The 12,964-nt window shown below is 64.8% G+C and carries 15 protein-coding genes; 11 read left to right on the top strand and 4 right to left on the bottom strand.

What is annotated here, in order from left to right:
• Window positions 1–110: 110 nt before the first annotated feature.
• From ACQR10_RS30825 to ACQR10_RS30805, 5 genes are all read left to right on the top strand, one after another.
• Window positions 111–989: an SDR family oxidoreductase gene (locus ACQR10_RS30825; RefSeq protein ID WP_316182076.1), complete on the top strand. Its 879-nt coding sequence runs from the start codon at window positions 111–113 to the stop codon at window positions 987–989.
• 118 nt (window positions 990–1,107) lie between these two features.
• A complete protein-coding gene (locus ACQR10_RS30820; RefSeq protein ID WP_434848874.1) occupies window positions 1,108–2,061 on the top strand; it encodes a dihydrodipicolinate synthase family protein in 954 nt (317 codons plus the stop codon).
• Between the two features lie 2 nt (window positions 2,062–2,063).
• Window positions 2,064–2,867 (top strand): NUDIX hydrolase, encoded by an 804-nt coding sequence (locus tag ACQR10_RS30815; protein WP_434848869.1) that lies wholly within the window; start codon window positions 2,064–2,066, stop codon window positions 2,865–2,867.
• 113 nt (window positions 2,868–2,980) lie between these two features.
• Window positions 2,981–5,662 (top strand): PAS domain-containing protein, encoded by a 2,682-nt coding sequence (locus tag ACQR10_RS30810; RefSeq protein WP_316182081.1) that lies wholly within the window; start codon window positions 2,981–2,983, stop codon window positions 5,660–5,662.
• Window positions 5,663–5,787: 125 nt separating this feature from the next.
• Entirely contained in the window at window positions 5,788–6,243 is a 456-nt protein-coding gene (locus tag ACQR10_RS30805) for a hypothetical protein (protein ID WP_409997977.1), read from the top strand.
• Between the two features lie 16 nt (window positions 6,244–6,259).
• On the opposite strand, the gene ACQR10_RS30800 is transcribed toward ACQR10_RS30805, so the two are convergent.
• Window positions 6,260–6,643, bottom strand: a complete 384-nt coding sequence (locus ACQR10_RS30800) for a VOC family protein (protein WP_434848870.1) — start codon at window positions 6,641–6,643, stop codon at window positions 6,260–6,262.
• A 222-nt stretch (window positions 6,644–6,865) separates the two neighbouring features.
• Here ACQR10_RS30800 and ACQR10_RS30795 point away from each other — a divergent pair, with 222 nt between their 5' ends.
• The 4 genes from ACQR10_RS30795 (at window position 6,866) to ACQR10_RS30780 (ending at window position 9,279) form a co-directional block, all read left to right on the top strand.
• Window positions 6,866–7,576: a hypothetical protein gene (locus tag ACQR10_RS30795; RefSeq protein WP_316216070.1), complete on the top strand. Its 711-nt coding sequence runs from the start codon at window positions 6,866–6,868 to the stop codon at window positions 7,574–7,576.
• Between the two features lie 114 nt (window positions 7,577–7,690).
• Complete coding sequence (locus tag ACQR10_RS30790; protein WP_316216071.1) at window positions 7,691–8,155, top strand: hypothetical protein; 465 nt, start codon at window positions 7,691–7,693, stop codon at window positions 8,153–8,155.
• Between the two features lie 194 nt (window positions 8,156–8,349).
• Window positions 8,350–8,763 (top strand): DUF3775 domain-containing protein, encoded by a 414-nt coding sequence (locus ACQR10_RS30785; protein ID WP_315804852.1) that lies wholly within the window; start codon window positions 8,350–8,352, stop codon window positions 8,761–8,763.
• A gap of 69 nt (window positions 8,764–8,832) precedes the next feature.
• Complete coding sequence (locus ACQR10_RS30780; RefSeq protein WP_315804853.1) at window positions 8,833–9,279, top strand: host attachment protein; 447 nt, start codon at window positions 8,833–8,835, stop codon at window positions 9,277–9,279.
• 66 nt (window positions 9,280–9,345) lie between these two features.
• On the opposite strand, the gene ACQR10_RS30775 is transcribed toward ACQR10_RS30780, so the two are convergent.
• The 3 genes from ACQR10_RS30775 to ACQR10_RS30765 all read right to left on the bottom strand — a co-directional run bounded on the left by ACQR10_RS30775 (window position 9,346) and on the right by ACQR10_RS30765 (window position 11,868).
• Window positions 9,346–9,540: a hypothetical protein gene (locus tag ACQR10_RS30775; RefSeq protein WP_315804854.1), complete on the bottom strand. Its 195-nt coding sequence runs from the start codon at window positions 9,538–9,540 to the stop codon at window positions 9,346–9,348.
• Between the two features lie 161 nt (window positions 9,541–9,701).
• Window positions 9,702–9,884, bottom strand: a complete 183-nt coding sequence (locus ACQR10_RS30770) for a hypothetical protein (protein ID WP_315804960.1) — start codon at window positions 9,882–9,884, stop codon at window positions 9,702–9,704.
• A gap of 796 nt (window positions 9,885–10,680) precedes the next feature.
• Window positions 10,681–11,868, bottom strand: a complete 1,188-nt coding sequence (locus ACQR10_RS30765; protein ID WP_316216072.1) for an acyltransferase family protein — start codon at window positions 11,866–11,868, stop codon at window positions 10,681–10,683.
• A 134-nt stretch (window positions 11,869–12,002) separates the two neighbouring features.
• Between ACQR10_RS30765 and ACQR10_RS30760 the strand changes: the two genes are divergently transcribed.
• Both ACQR10_RS30760 and ACQR10_RS30755 read left to right on the top strand, forming a co-directional pair.
• Entirely contained in the window at window positions 12,003–12,293 is a 291-nt protein-coding gene (locus ACQR10_RS30760) for a hypothetical protein (RefSeq protein WP_315804856.1), read from the top strand.
• Window positions 12,294–12,459: 166 nt separating this feature from the next.
• The gene (locus tag ACQR10_RS30755; protein WP_315804857.1) at window positions 12,460–12,855 is read left to right on the top strand and encodes a hypothetical protein; all 396 of its coding nucleotides are present in this window, start codon (window positions 12,460–12,462) and stop codon (window positions 12,853–12,855) included.
• The last annotated feature ends 109 nt before the right edge of the window (window positions 12,856–12,964 follow it).

Genomic DNA, 12,964 nt, shown 5'->3' with positions numbered 1-12,964 from the left:
CAAAAACCCACAACAGTTGAGCCTCGCAATATGCGGAAGCTGAACCGGACAGCCGTGGGTCAAGCCCGGCCATGACGGAGAAAGCAAGAACATAAGCGGAGGACGCACCCATGGGACTGCTCGACGGCAAGGTGGCGCTGATCACCGGCGCAGGTGGCGGCCTCGGCGAGGCCTACGCCAAACTGTTCGCGCGCGAGGGCGCGGCGGTGGTGGTCAACGACCTTGGCGGGCCGCGCGACGGCTCCGGCTCCGACCTGTCGATGGCCGAGCAGGTGGTGGCCGCGATCAAGGCCGAGGGCGGCCACGCCGTCGCCAACGCCGCCGACATCTCCACCATGGCCGGCGGGCAGTCTGTGTTCGACGACGCCATCCGGCATTTCGGCCGCGCCGACATCCTGGTCAACAATGCCGGCATCCTGCGCGACCAGACCTTTGCCAAGTCGAGCGAAGCGGATTGGGACAAGGTGATCCAGGTGCACCTCAAAGGCACCTTCTGCTGCACCCTGCCGGTGTTCCGCTGGATGCGCGACAATGGCGGCGGCGTCATCGTCAACACCTCATCGACCTCGGGCCTGATCGGCAATTTCGGCCAGTCCAACTACGGCGCCGCCAAGGGCGGTATCTGGGGCCTGTCCAACGTGCTGGCAATCGAGGGCCGCAAGTACAACATCCGGGTGTGGACCTTGGCGCCGGGCGCGCTGACCCGCATGACCGCGGATCTGCCGCGCTACAAGGAGAACCCGGGCGCGGCGCTGACGCCCGAGGGCATTGCGCCGGCCGTGCTCTACATGGTCAGCAGTCTCTCGGGGGATCAGACCGGCAAGGTGCTCGGCGTCTCCGGCCCACGCGGCGTGCGCGAGTTGCGCATGATGGAAATGGACGGATGGAAACCGCCGTCGTCGGCCTGGAAGGCCGAGGACATCGCCGCCCATGCAGGGGAGATATTCTTTTCGGAGGCCGAGATAGCCAAGTCCGCACGGCGGTTTTGATGTATTCAGGTCGTCATTCCGGAGCGCTCGCGACGGCGAGCGAACCCGGAATCTCGAGATTCCGGGTCTCGTCCTGCGGACGATCCCGGAATGACGCCAGAGAGATTGGAGACAGATGATGAAGCTCACCGCCGCCGCCAAGGGCACCTTCGCGATCGCGCCGACCCCGTTCCATGATGACGGCCGCATCGACGACGCCTCGATCGACCGGCTGGTCGATTTCTATGCCGAGGCCGGCTGCGACGGCATCACGGTGCTCGGCATCATGGGCGAGGCGCCGAAGCTGGACGCGGCGGAATCCGAGCAGGTTGCGGTGCGCTTTGCCAAGCGCGCCAAGAACCTGCAGATCATCGTCGGTGTCTCCGCGCCGGGGTTCGCGACGATGCGCGCGCTGGCGCGCGCCTCGATGGATGCCGGCGCTGCCGGCGTGATGATCGCGCCGCCGCCGACCCTGCGCACCGATGATCAGATCACGGGCTATTTCAAGCAGGCCCAGGAGGCGATCGGCGAGGACATTCCGTGGGTGCTGCAGGACTATCCGCTGACGCTGAACGTGCAGTTCACGCCGGCGGTGATCCGCAGGATCGTCATGGACAGTCCGTCCTGCGTGATGCTCAAGCATGAGGACTGGCCGGGCCTTGAGAAGATCTCGGCGCTGCGCGGCTTCCAGAAGGACGGCTCGCTGCGGCCGCTGTCGATCCTGTGCGGCAATGGCGGCCTGTTCCTGGACTTCGAGATGGAGCGCGGCGCCGACGGCGCGATGACCGGCTACGCCTTCCCGGAAATGCTGGTCGACGTCGTCAAGCTCTCGCAGGCTGGCAAGCGCGATGCCGCGCACGACCTGTTCGACGCGCATCTGCCGCTGGTCCGCTACGAGCAGCAGCCCGGCGCCGGCCTTGCCGTGCGCAAATACGTGCTGCAGAAGCGCGGCGCAATCGCCTCCAGCGCGCAGCGCAAGCCGGCCTCGGCGATCACGGCGGCCGCCAAGGCCGAGGTCGACTATCTGCTGTCGCGTGTCGCCCGCACCGACGCCCGCGCCAATCTGCAACCCCGAGCCACCGCCGCGGAGTGACCATGGCTGACGCTGCCGCCGTCCGTCCCGCCTCGACCGTGCTGCTGCTGCGCGATAGCGCAGCCGCACGTGAGATCGAGGTATTCATGATGGTGCGCCACCATCAGATCGAGTTCAACTCGGGCGCCCTGGTGTTTCCAGGCGGCAGCGTCGACAAGGGCGATCAGGAGATCGCCGGCAGGCCGGAGCTCTATGCCGGCGACGATGGCCTGGACGCCGAGGCGCTCGGCTTCCGCATCGCCGGGGTGCGCGAGACCTTCGAGGAGAGCGGCATCCTGCTGGCGCGAGCGCGCGGCGCGCGCACGCTGATCGAGGCCGCTGCCGCCCGCGAGATCGAGGCTGCACATCGCCTGGCGCTGTGCGAAGGCAAGGCCAGCTTCCTCGAGGTCATCGAGGCGCACGGCCTGGTGCTGGCGCTCGACGCGCTGGTTCCCTACGCGCATTGGATCACGCCCGAGGGCATGCCGAAGCGCTTCGACACCTGGTTCTTCCTGGCGGCGGCGCCGCCGGACCAACTCGGCGCCCATGACGGCCGGGAATCGACCGACTCCGTCTGGGTCTCGCCGCGCGAGGCGCTGGCCGGCGGCGAGGACGGCCGGTTCAAGCTGCCGTTTCCGACGACCCGCAACCTGATCCGTCTGGGCAAACAGCCGGCGGTGGCGGGGGCGTTGGCGGCGGCGCGCGACATGGAGATCGTCACCGTCATGCCGGTCATGACCAGGACCGCCGAGGGCGGTCGCCAGCTGCGCATCCCCCGCGAGGCCGGCTATGATGGGGAGGTATTCGAGTTCGGTGCGGCCGGTTAACCGCACAGGCTATTTTTCGTCCGGCGGATGATGCGCGGACGAGAGTTGTTCTCTATATGTTCATTCAGCCGCGCGGCGGCTCGTATATAATGCGGTTCCGACCATCGGATCCCATGAGTAGATTACCGGACCTCGACACGGCCTGCAGCAGCCTCCGATCGATGACGATCGGGCGGATGATCTTTGGCAGCTTTTTGCTGCTGCTCGCCGTCATCACCGCAACCAGCATGGCGAGCGTGATCGCCATCCGTCACATCGATTCGACCTTTGCCGAGTTGCAGCGGCTGCAGGGCGTCGGCGATCTCGCCGAGGAGATCGACCAGCGCATGAACGAGCTGCGGCTCGCGGCGCGTGATTTTGTCACCGATCCCGGTTCGCGTTCCGACCGGGCCATGGAGGCGGCGACCGAGCTCAGCGCGCTCCTGAAGAAGACGCGCCTGCAGCTCGCGCCGGAGCAGCAGGCGACCATCGATGGCGTCGCCCAGCGGCTCGCCAATTACCGCGAGGGCATCGACCGGATCAGTGCGCTGATCGCCCGGCGTGCCGAGCTGCTGTCGGGTTTGCCGGCGGCGCGCGAGGGCTTCGAGGACGCCATCGCCGGCTTGACCGATCGCGGCACGGCGCGGGCGCTGTTCCAGGTGCAGAACCAGGTCGGCGCGGCGCTGCTGGCGCGCGACCCGGCCGGCGCCGAGCAGGCCGCCCGCAGCATGCGCGCAATGCCGATCGAGGACAGCGCGCTTCGCGCGGCCGCCGACCGCTATGCCGAGGCGATCATCGCCATTGCCGGCACGGAGGACGAGATCGCGCGCCTCGACAAGGAGGTGCTGGGCATCGAGGGGCGGCTGATCGGCCGGGTCACCGAGTTGCTGCGCGCCTTGAGCGCGAGCCAGGGCAAGGTGCTGTCGCGCGACTTCGCCCGTACCCTGGCGGAGACGAAATGGCAGAGCATCATCTTCGGCACGGCGGGCGTTCTGATCGGCATCTTCGCTGCGTCTTTCGTGGTCCGGCGCACCGTGCGGCCGCTGGCCTCGATCGCACGCTCGATCAGGGCGCTGGCGGCAGGCGAAAAGGCGGCGTCGATCCCCCAGACCGACGTTCAGAACGAGATCGGCGACATCGCGCGGGCGGCCGAGGTCTTCCGGCAGACTTTGCAGGACGCCGACGCGGCGCGCGAGGCGGCGGTCCGCGCGCTGGCCGAGCAGCGGCTGGCCGAGGAGAGCTACCGCAAACTGTTCGAAGCCTCGATCGACGGCATCTATGTGACCACACCGAGCGGTCTTGTGCTCAATGCCAATCCGGCGCTCGCGCGCATCATGGGCTACGAATCCGCGAGCGAGCTGATCCAGAGCGTCAACGACATCGCGGATACGATCTATGTCCATCCCCTGGCGCGCGAACGCTATCAGCGGCTGATGCGGCGCGACGGCATGGTGCGCGAGTTCGAATACCAGGTGCGCCGGCGCACCGGTGAGGTCCGCTGGCTTTCCGACAGCGCCACGGTGGTGCGGGACGAGAGCGGCGAGGTGGTTCGCTACGAAGGCGTGGTCCGCGACATCACGGATCAGAAGCGCGCCGAGGACGCGATCGCGGAAGGCCGGCGATTGCTGCAGCAGGTCATCGACACGGTGCCGGCGGTGATCAACGTCAAGGATCGCGAGCTGCGCTATGTCCTGATGAACCGCTATATGGCCGGCATCTTCAACGTCGAGCCCGAGGATGCGCTCGGTCGTACCACGGGCGAGCTGATGTCGCGCTACGGCGCGAACAAGACCGACTCGAACGACAAGCGCGTGCTGGCGACGAAGGCGGGCCTCGGGTTCTACGAGGAGGAATACCTCGATTCATGCAACGTCATGCGGCAATGGCTGGTCAACAAGCTACCGCTTCTCGATGCCGACGGCGAGGTTGACAAGATCGTCACGGTGGCGCTCGACATCGGCGAGCGCAAGAAGAGCGAACTGGAGATGCGCAAGGCCAAGGAGGCCGCCGAGACCGCGCTCCGGAACCTGCGCGAGACCCAGGCCTCGCTGATCGAAGCCGAGAAGCTCGCGGCGCTCGGGCGCATGGTCGCCGGTGTTGCTCACGAGGTCAACAACCCCGTCGGCATCAGCCTGACGGTCGCTTCCGCGCTCGAGCGCAAGACCGAGCGCTTCAGCGAGGCGGTCACGCGGGGCGAGCTGCGGCGGTCGAGTCTCACTGAGTTCATCGAGATGAGCCGCAGCGCCGCGGGACAGCTCGTCGCCAATCTCAATCGCGCGGCCGAGCTGATCCAGTCGTTCAAGCAGGTGGCGGCGGACCGCAACTACTCCGATCAACGCAGCTTCGATCTCGCCGATCTCACCGAGCAGGTGGTGATGAGTCTTCGCCCGGGCGTGCGCAGACAGAACCTGACGGTGAATGTGGATTGCCAGCCCGACCTGGTGATGAACAGCTACCCCGGGCCGTACGGGCAGGTCCTGACCAATCTGTTCCTCAATGCGGTCGCGCACGCGTTTCCGGACGGCAGGAGCGGCGTGATCGAAATCAGGGCCCGGGAGTCCGGCCGCGACAATGTCGAGATCATCTTTTCCGACAATGGCTGCGGCATGTCGCTCGACGTTCGCCGCCGCGCCTTCGATCCTTTTTTCACGACGCGCCGCGACCAGGGCGGCACCGGGCTCGGCCTGCACATCGTCTACAGCATCGTGACCAGCCGGCTCGGCGGCCGGCTCGATCTCGACTCCGAGCCGGGCGCCGGCACGCGCGTCCAGATCATTCTGCCGCGGGTCGCGCCGCTGGAGCAGGCGGCCGAATAGGGCGGTCTGCGTAAAACCCCGGATTGACTCTCACGAAGCCGAGATCGAAACGAAATCTGGCCCGGTTGATGCATTTCTATCCGTGCACCCTGGGGTGGTGCAGGAGCCAGATGGACCAGATGGAAATGAGCAGATGGATTGTTTGCCGCGGCCGTGAGCCGCATCGAGCTGATCGCTCCGACATCAGCAGGACGGTCTCGAGGCCGCAGGCGGCCGCGCGATGGAAGCCACCTGTCCAGGTCGGCAGTGCGGCGCTGCTGATCGCACTCGCCGCGCCACCGTCACTGGCGCGCGATCGCGGCCAGTACGCGAACTCGTCGCCGGAGATGAAGGCATGGTTCGACGGCCTGCGCAGCGGCAAGGGCCCGTGCTGTTCGGACGCCGATGGCAGCGCCGTCAGCGATGTCGACTGGGAGAGCAGGGGCGGTCACTACCGCGTCCGCATCGAGGGTGAATGGCTCGACGTTCCCGACGACGCTGTCATCACGGAGCCCAACCGGGTCGGCCGCACGATGGTGTGGCCGATGCGCGGCTATCAGGGCCTCCAGATCCGCTGCTTCATGCCGGGTAGCATGTCGTAGCCGGACGGGGCGGCGCTCAGGTGTATTTCTTGTCGCGCTCCAGCAGCTCGATGGAAATGCCCTCCGGCCCGCGGATGAAGCAGATGCGAACACCGGGGCGGATCGTGGTCGGCTCGGTCGTGAAGGTGATGCCCTTGGCCTTGAGCTCGGCGGCCGCGGCGTCAATGTCCTTCACGGTGAGGCCGAAATGATCGAGGCCCTGGTGCGGCGTCACAGGCGGCGCGTTGACGCCGTCGCCCGGCTCGACCTTGGCGATGAATACGCTGGCACCGCCGAGCCTGACGTCGATGCGGCCGGGATGGCGGATGATCTCGCCGCCGAGAATGTCGTGAAGCCAATTAGCGGTGGCTTCCGGGTCCGGACTGCGCAGATGGATGTGGTCCCACGTGACATTCAACATCGTCGATATCTTTCGAAAGGGTGAACCGGCTGCGGCGCGGCGGCGTTTCTCGAGGTGCCGGCAACGGGTCGGATGTTTACCGGCCCGTCACCGGCCGCGCCAGCCCGGCATACCGACCGGTATCCGGGCCTGCCCTCCAATTGTCGGCTTTGCATGCAACCCTATCGATGTTTGCCGATTGAAGCTTCCAGATGCCCCCGCCGGGCAGCCGATGGTGCAGACATGAGCGCGGGTCTCTCTCGTTTGCTGGGGCGCAAGCCCGATGCCACGGCGTCGCTGGCCATGCGCCGAAGCGACGGAGCGTCCATCCCATTGGGAGCTGCGGTGTCGGGGTTGGCGATCCTCGCGCTGATCATGTTCAGCGTCGTCGGGTGGCTGATCATGTCGGTCGAAGAGGAGGAGGTGGCCGACTCCAGCCTCACGCGGGTCGGATCGGCCTCCCCGAGCAGCGGCTATGAAGGGGATGAAGACGGGACGGAGACGTCGCGTGGACTCTCCTTGGTGGTGCCCAGCCCGGCGGCCAAGTCCAGCGCGCACCCCGATTCGTCCCCGGTGGTCGGCTCCGGCCGGACCGTCATGGACGCCAATGCCAGCCTTTCGCCGACGATGACGCCTGCTTCATCCCCTGCGCTCGACCCGGCCGCTCTGTCCGGCCTGCGGATCAGTTCCCAGTCCTGGCGGCGCGGCGGTCTTGGGTCGAGGGCGCTGGTGACCTTCACGGTACGGAATGCCAACAGTTTCGCAATCAAGGACGTCGAAATCACCTGCGCCTTCAGCCGGCGGGACGGTAGTCATGTCAGCGACCGCCGACGGATCGTGCCTGGCCAAGTCGGGCCGCGCAGCCGGAAGACCTTCGCGGCGGTCCATGTCGGATTCGTCAACGTTAACGTCAGCACGGCCAAATGCGCGCTGGTTGCAGCGACGAAAATCTAATTATGTCGCGCTAGTCTCCCACGGTTTTTGAACCCGAGCGTTCGACGCGGGAACATACTGTCATGATCCTCCGTTAGGTGGATGTCGGCGCAGGTGCCGACGGAGCGGTAAATTATGCCCATTCTGCGTTACTTTCTTTTCGTCGGTGGAACTCTGCTGGCGCTGCTGGTCCTGGCGGATGCCGTGCTTCCCAGCGTACCATTGCCTGCAAGCCTGTCGTCTGCGTCGGACTTTCCCCCGGTGCGCATTCAGTCCACCAGAAAGTGGCCGGAGCGGATCGTGATGGACACCTCGATCGCCACGCCGGCTCCGGTGAAGCTCGCGAAGGCGGAGCAGCCTGCGGCAGAAGTGGCCAAGCCCAGTGCCCGCGACGCCTTCGCGCAGATGAGCGCCGTCGAGACCAACCCGCAGGTTGCGGCCGTGAAGTCCGCCGAGAAGCCTCGCGCGACGCGGATTGCCGACACAGGCAAGCCGGCTGCAGAGGCGAAGAAGCGAAGGACCGCAAAAGCTCATCCGGGCAGACCGATGATTCTGGTCGCGCAGCAGCCGCATGTCGGCTCTCTCGATTGGACTTGGTAGTATCGATCGCCCGCGGTCCCTGGTCGATCCAAGCGGTCCCGCTGCAATCGCGCTCCGGGGCTCGCGCGGGGTGCTGCGCCGGTTTTCACGCCGCTACGCTGCCTTGATCTTGCGCAAAGTGCGCTCCTTCCGGAACGCCTAGCGTCTCTGCACGGGACCTGGGGGCGTTTGCCCGGGGACCCAGGAGACGCTGAATGACGACTACCACGCCCACCCTCTCGATCTCGCCGGAGAAGGTCGCCTTCGTCGTGACCAAGATCCACCAGCACGAAATGGAAGCGGCCGAACCCGAATTGCTGGCAGATTTGGCAGATGACGACACGGCGCCCGGTACCGGTGGGCGAGGCCTGAAAACGGACCGGTCGGAGCTCGTCAGCTTCATCAGGGGCCTCAATGTCGACGAACAGATCGATCTGGTCACGCTGATGTGGCTGGGCCGGGGCGACGGCTCGCTGGACAATTGGGATGAGCTTCGTGCGCAGGCCGCTCAGGCGCACAACAATCGCACGGCGACGTATCTGATCGAAACGCCGATGCTCGGCGACTATCTGGAGGAGGCTCTCTCGGAGTTCGGCCTTTCCTTGGAAGATTTCGAAGAAGGCATATAGCTGCGGTGGCTTCTCCCGATGAGTTCGCCGGCACATTCTTCGCTGCAATTCGGATGATGGAGTAATCTCATGGACAAGATGAAGGTCGGAACCGGTGATTGGATCGTCGTGTGCGACGGGCGCAAGGCGCTGATCCTCGAGAACGTCGGTGACAGCATGTTTCCGAACCTGCACACCAAAGAGGTCCGTGAACAGGAGAACGACCGCACGAGCGCTCAGGGCACGGACGCTCCCGGCTCGGTGCAGCCGTCATTTGGCAATGCTCGGAGTTCAGTGGATCAGACGGATTGGCATGATCAGGCTGAGCGCATCTTTCTCAAGCAGCTTGCCGATCGCCTGCATCATGCTGTCATTTCAGGCGAAACCAAAGCCGTCACGATGGTGGCGTCGCCGCGCGCGCTCGGGATCATCCGCGCCGACTATTCCGACGCGGTACGAAAGGCGCTGCATGGCGAGGTCCACAAGGATCTGGTCAAGCTTCCGGTCTACGAAATCGAGAAGCAACTGCTTGCCTGAGCCAGGCTGTCTCATGCCAATGAGTGTCCGGAGACCCCGTTCGCGGTCTCGGTGATCGCGACGGGATCAATGTGTGCTTTCATGCGACGGTGTCGATTCCGGCGCCGCAGGCACGAGGCTTGCGCCCACATGCGCAGCTCCTTTTTCGACGATCTCGTAGCCGCAATCGTCCAGCCAGGCGATCAGGCGATCGGCCATGGCGTAATCCCAGGTCGGGTAGGAGCGTGCGATGACTTGGCGTGGCGTGAGCTTGCGAGACATTGGTGATCCTTCCCTGATCTCATGGTGCTCGATGAAACGTCGAGCGTTGGTCTTGTCATCCTGAACCCCAGGACGGGATGCACAGTTCCTGCGGCGCCCGAGCGCTGCCGCTCAAGGAGCGCTGATCGTTCACCGCGCCCCGGCGAAAGGCGCTCAATTCATCAAGCGCCGATCACGTGTGGCCGCGCGTCATCGGTCACGAGAGCCGCGGTGCGCTCCGGCTTCTTCTCCACGATCTCGTAACCACAATGATCGAGCCATGCGATCAACCGATCCGCCATGGCATAGTCCCAACTGGGATAGGATCTGGCAATGACTTCGCGGACTGAAAGCTTTCGTGTCATGATGTCGATCTGTCGCTCCCTGCATTCGCCACGGGCCCGTCCGGCATACATCCGGACGATCCAAGGCTGGCCGGCAGTTCGTGCCGCCGGTTCTTGATGTTGTTTGGCTCGTCCCGCTTCTAAGCGCGCGCCCCAGCGCCTCACCACGATCAAACTGGCGTGGAGAGGTGACTTTTCCGCTTCCGGCTCGCCCAGGCTGCGCAATCATCGCCCAACATGGTGAAAACCTTCTCGCTACGATGGTTTCCCATTCCCGTGCACGGATATGGCGCAGTCGTGCGCGTAGTGGGGCTGGAGTGTGGTGGCGGCGCGGTGTTTCGTCACAGGCTGGCGGCGACGATCTCCGACGAAAGCAGCTCGAGCAGGCTGCGACAAACTGAGGAACGGTTTGGCACGTTCATGGTTTCAGCTGGGGCGCAGTCGCATGGGCTCGTCGTCTCAGAGGCAACGGAGCGAAGCGATGAGGCTGATGTTCTCGGTCGTGCTACTGACCGGCCTTGCGGCAGGGGCCGGCCGGATGGACGCCAATGAGTCCTGCGGCCCAGGGTGCCACGTCGCGCCGAATGGCGGCTGCGTCGTGAATGGCTGGGAGGTGGGAGCGCCGGTGTGGAACGAATGCCCCGCGGGCGCTCGGCCAAGACCGCCGTGCGGAACCGCGTTCAAATGGAGCAGACAGGCGAAGGCCTGTGTCAGCAGGTGAATATACGAGGGCTGATCACCGGCGCGAGAACGTGGGTCGGACCGCCGGCTGTCGCGAGCCGTGCCTTGTATCAGGAGCAAGACGAAGCTCCGGCGCTCAGACCGGCCTCGCATGGATCACGTCGCGTGGTGCGCTGGTGCGGAAGGCTCTCCGTAACCATGCCCGCGACGGTGCCTCGATGAGCATGTAGGTGATCCAGGCCATCGCCGTCGCAATCGCAACGAACAGACCGAGCCGCAGTGCGAGCTCAAGAGCGCCAGGAGCATCTGACTTTCCGATCATCGCAAGCCGAATGAGAAAGGGATGCAGCAGATAGATCGAATAGCTGCATTCGCCACCAATGATCAGGGCTCTGGACGACAGCCAGGGGGCATGGCCGTATCGACTGGCGGCGACGAAGACGATCGAAAATCCCGAGATCTCGATGAGACGTACGGCAAGTTCGATCGCGAATGACCAGCCGGGCAGACGAGGCTGCAGAAACAGCAGCACAGGCGCACAGATGAGGCTCACCAGCGAAAGCCAGAACAGGAGCCTCACGCAGCGCCGCTCCCCGTCACCGACGCTGGCATCGGCGCGGTTCCTGTAGATCATGGCGGCAAGGCAGCCGGCCAGGAACTGAGCGATGTGAAGATAGGGAGAGTAGTAGGTGAGCCACTGCATCCCGTTTTGCGTCAGGCTCGGCGCGACGGCCCGCAGCAACGCATCCCCGAAGGTGAAGGCGGCCGCGATCGTCAGCGCGAACGTCACGATGTTCACCAGCGCGATCCAGATGATCGTTTGCAGCCGGACGACGGCTGCAAACAGCAGGCAGACGAATGGAAACAGCAGGTAGAAGAACAGCTCCACGCTGATGGACCAGAGGTGCTGCAGCGATGGCACGACTGCGACCAGCATGGTGCCGTTCTGCACGGGAAACCAGGCTTGCGTCATCGTGAGGATGAAGCCGAGCGACGGGGCCGAAAGACCTCGCGCAATCACGATGTATGCGACGACTGCGAGCGCAATCACGGCGTACATGGGGTAGAGCCGGGCGAAGCGCGCGATGGCAAATTCGCGAAGAGCGCTTCCGAGCGGTTGCGACTGGAAGCGCTCGGCGTAGTTGAGCCACAGGACGAATCCGCTCAGCACGAAGAACATCGTCATTCCGATGCTGCTGATTTGTGCGATGAGCTCCGGCAGCGGGCCTTGCGCCAACGACGGGGCGCCATGGCCGATGGCGACCGTTGCGGCCGCGACGAAGCGTAAGCCGGTCAGCGAGCCGATGAAGCGTTGCTCGTTCACTTGGGGGGATGGTCCTGATGCTTGGGAGGCGCTCCGGCTGTTGTAGAAACAGGAGGGCCTAGAGGCAACCCGACGCACGCCGCCGGAGACGGGATTGCCGCCCGCCGAGCGACGATCAGGCGTCCAGGCCGGAGATGATTCTGCGCCTGATCATTCCGGCGTCTGCCGCTTGCGACGTCCGCCGCGGCGGCATCTCACGTTGCAGTCACGACAACGGATTGAAAAATATGGAAAAATCAACTTTGCCGTCAGCAGCGTCCGACCACCGGTCGAGGCGTTTCCCGGCGCGCGGCATGCGATCGGCGGGGGGGAAGGAGCGGGCAACAGGGCTGCTAGAGTTTGAGGAAACCTGGGAAGAGCAGCTCTTGCAGCGGATCGGGCCGGTTGCGAAAAGCCGCCTGGACTCCTCGATCCGCGGGACGTGACGGCCAGGGGCATGGTCGCCCCTGCGTGAGATGCAGAGCCCCCGTCCGGACTGGTGCAGGGGCCGGATTGCAAATGGACTCGCAAACCGACCACAGCTAGTTATTTGTTACCCTCTAGCGGGTCATTTTGCACGACGCTGAGCGCCTGAAGAGAACGGGAGTCGCCTTGCTCGCTGCGCCATCTCAGCTCACCGATCAAACCGTCAACACCCAGCTGACGACGAATTGCAATGCGCAGGTGGCTGCAACGTTCGACACGAATGACAGCACCTGGGTGACCTTCTTTTTCAACGGTACGATCCCGTGCTGGAGAGCGCTGGTGTCGATTGGCGAAGTGGAGGTCGAGCTGACCGAGGACATTGCCATTGCAGGCATCGTCCTGCGCAAGGGACTGACCGTGACCATGCACCCGATGGGTCGCTACTACACGGTCACGATGAGCGGGGAGATTGTCGATTCCGGAAAGGAGAGCAGCTTTACCGGATTCGTGCTCGGCTCGTTCATCCGGTCCGCAGCGATGAAGCGTGCAATGCAGATGCTCCGGAAACAAGTCAGCCGCTGAGCGGCGCCCGGCTTCGCCTGAAATGTAAACACCAGAATGTGACCGGGCGTGGGGGGAAGACTGTGATCTGGCCCGATTGACCACCGCGGCGAACCCTGTTACACGCCAC

It is taken from the genome of Bradyrhizobium sp. HKCCYLRH2060, assembly GCF_051168135.1.
GTDB lineage: Bacteria > Pseudomonadota > Alphaproteobacteria > Rhizobiales > Xanthobacteraceae > Bradyrhizobium.
This window is presented reverse-complemented; position numbering and strand designations above follow the sequence as displayed.

Bases quoted from the DNA above. Each gene is read 5' to 3' on its own strand.
- ACQR10_RS30825 (WP_316182076.1), top strand. From the start codon at position 111: ATGGGACTGCTCGACGGCAAGGTGGCGCTGATCACCGGCGCAGGTGGC.
- ACQR10_RS30820 (WP_434848874.1), top strand. From the start codon at position 1,108: ATGAAGCTCACCGCCGCCGCCAAGGGCACCTTCGCGATCGCGCCGACC.
- ACQR10_RS30815 (WP_434848869.1), top strand. From the start codon at position 2,064: ATGGCTGACGCTGCCGCCGTCCGTCCCGCCTCGACCGTGCTGCTGCTG.
- ACQR10_RS30810 (WP_316182081.1), top strand. From the start codon at position 2,981: ATGAGTAGATTACCGGACCTCGACACGGCCTGCAGCAGCCTCCGATCG.
- ACQR10_RS30805 (WP_409997977.1), top strand. From the start codon at position 5,788: ATGAGCAGATGGATTGTTTGCCGCGGCCGTGAGCCGCATCGAGCTGAT.
- ACQR10_RS30800 (WP_434848870.1), bottom strand. From the start codon at position 6,643: ATGTTGAATGTCACGTGGGACCACATCCATCTGCGCAGTCCGGACCCG.
- ACQR10_RS30795 (WP_316216070.1), top strand. From the start codon at position 6,866: ATGAGCGCGGGTCTCTCTCGTTTGCTGGGGCGCAAGCCCGATGCCACG.
- ACQR10_RS30790 (WP_316216071.1), top strand. From the start codon at position 7,691: ATGCCCATTCTGCGTTACTTTCTTTTCGTCGGTGGAACTCTGCTGGCG.
- ACQR10_RS30785 (WP_315804852.1), top strand. From the start codon at position 8,350: ATGACGACTACCACGCCCACCCTCTCGATCTCGCCGGAGAAGGTCGCC.
- ACQR10_RS30780 (WP_315804853.1), top strand. From the start codon at position 8,833: ATGGACAAGATGAAGGTCGGAACCGGTGATTGGATCGTCGTGTGCGAC.
- ACQR10_RS30775 (WP_315804854.1), bottom strand. From the start codon at position 9,540: ATGTCTCGCAAGCTCACGCCACGCCAAGTCATCGCACGCTCCTACCCG.
- ACQR10_RS30770 (WP_315804960.1), bottom strand. From the start codon at position 9,884: ATGACACGAAAGCTTTCAGTCCGCGAAGTCATTGCCAGATCCTATCCC.
- ACQR10_RS30760 (WP_315804856.1), top strand. From the start codon at position 12,003: ATGATTCTGCGCCTGATCATTCCGGCGTCTGCCGCTTGCGACGTCCGC.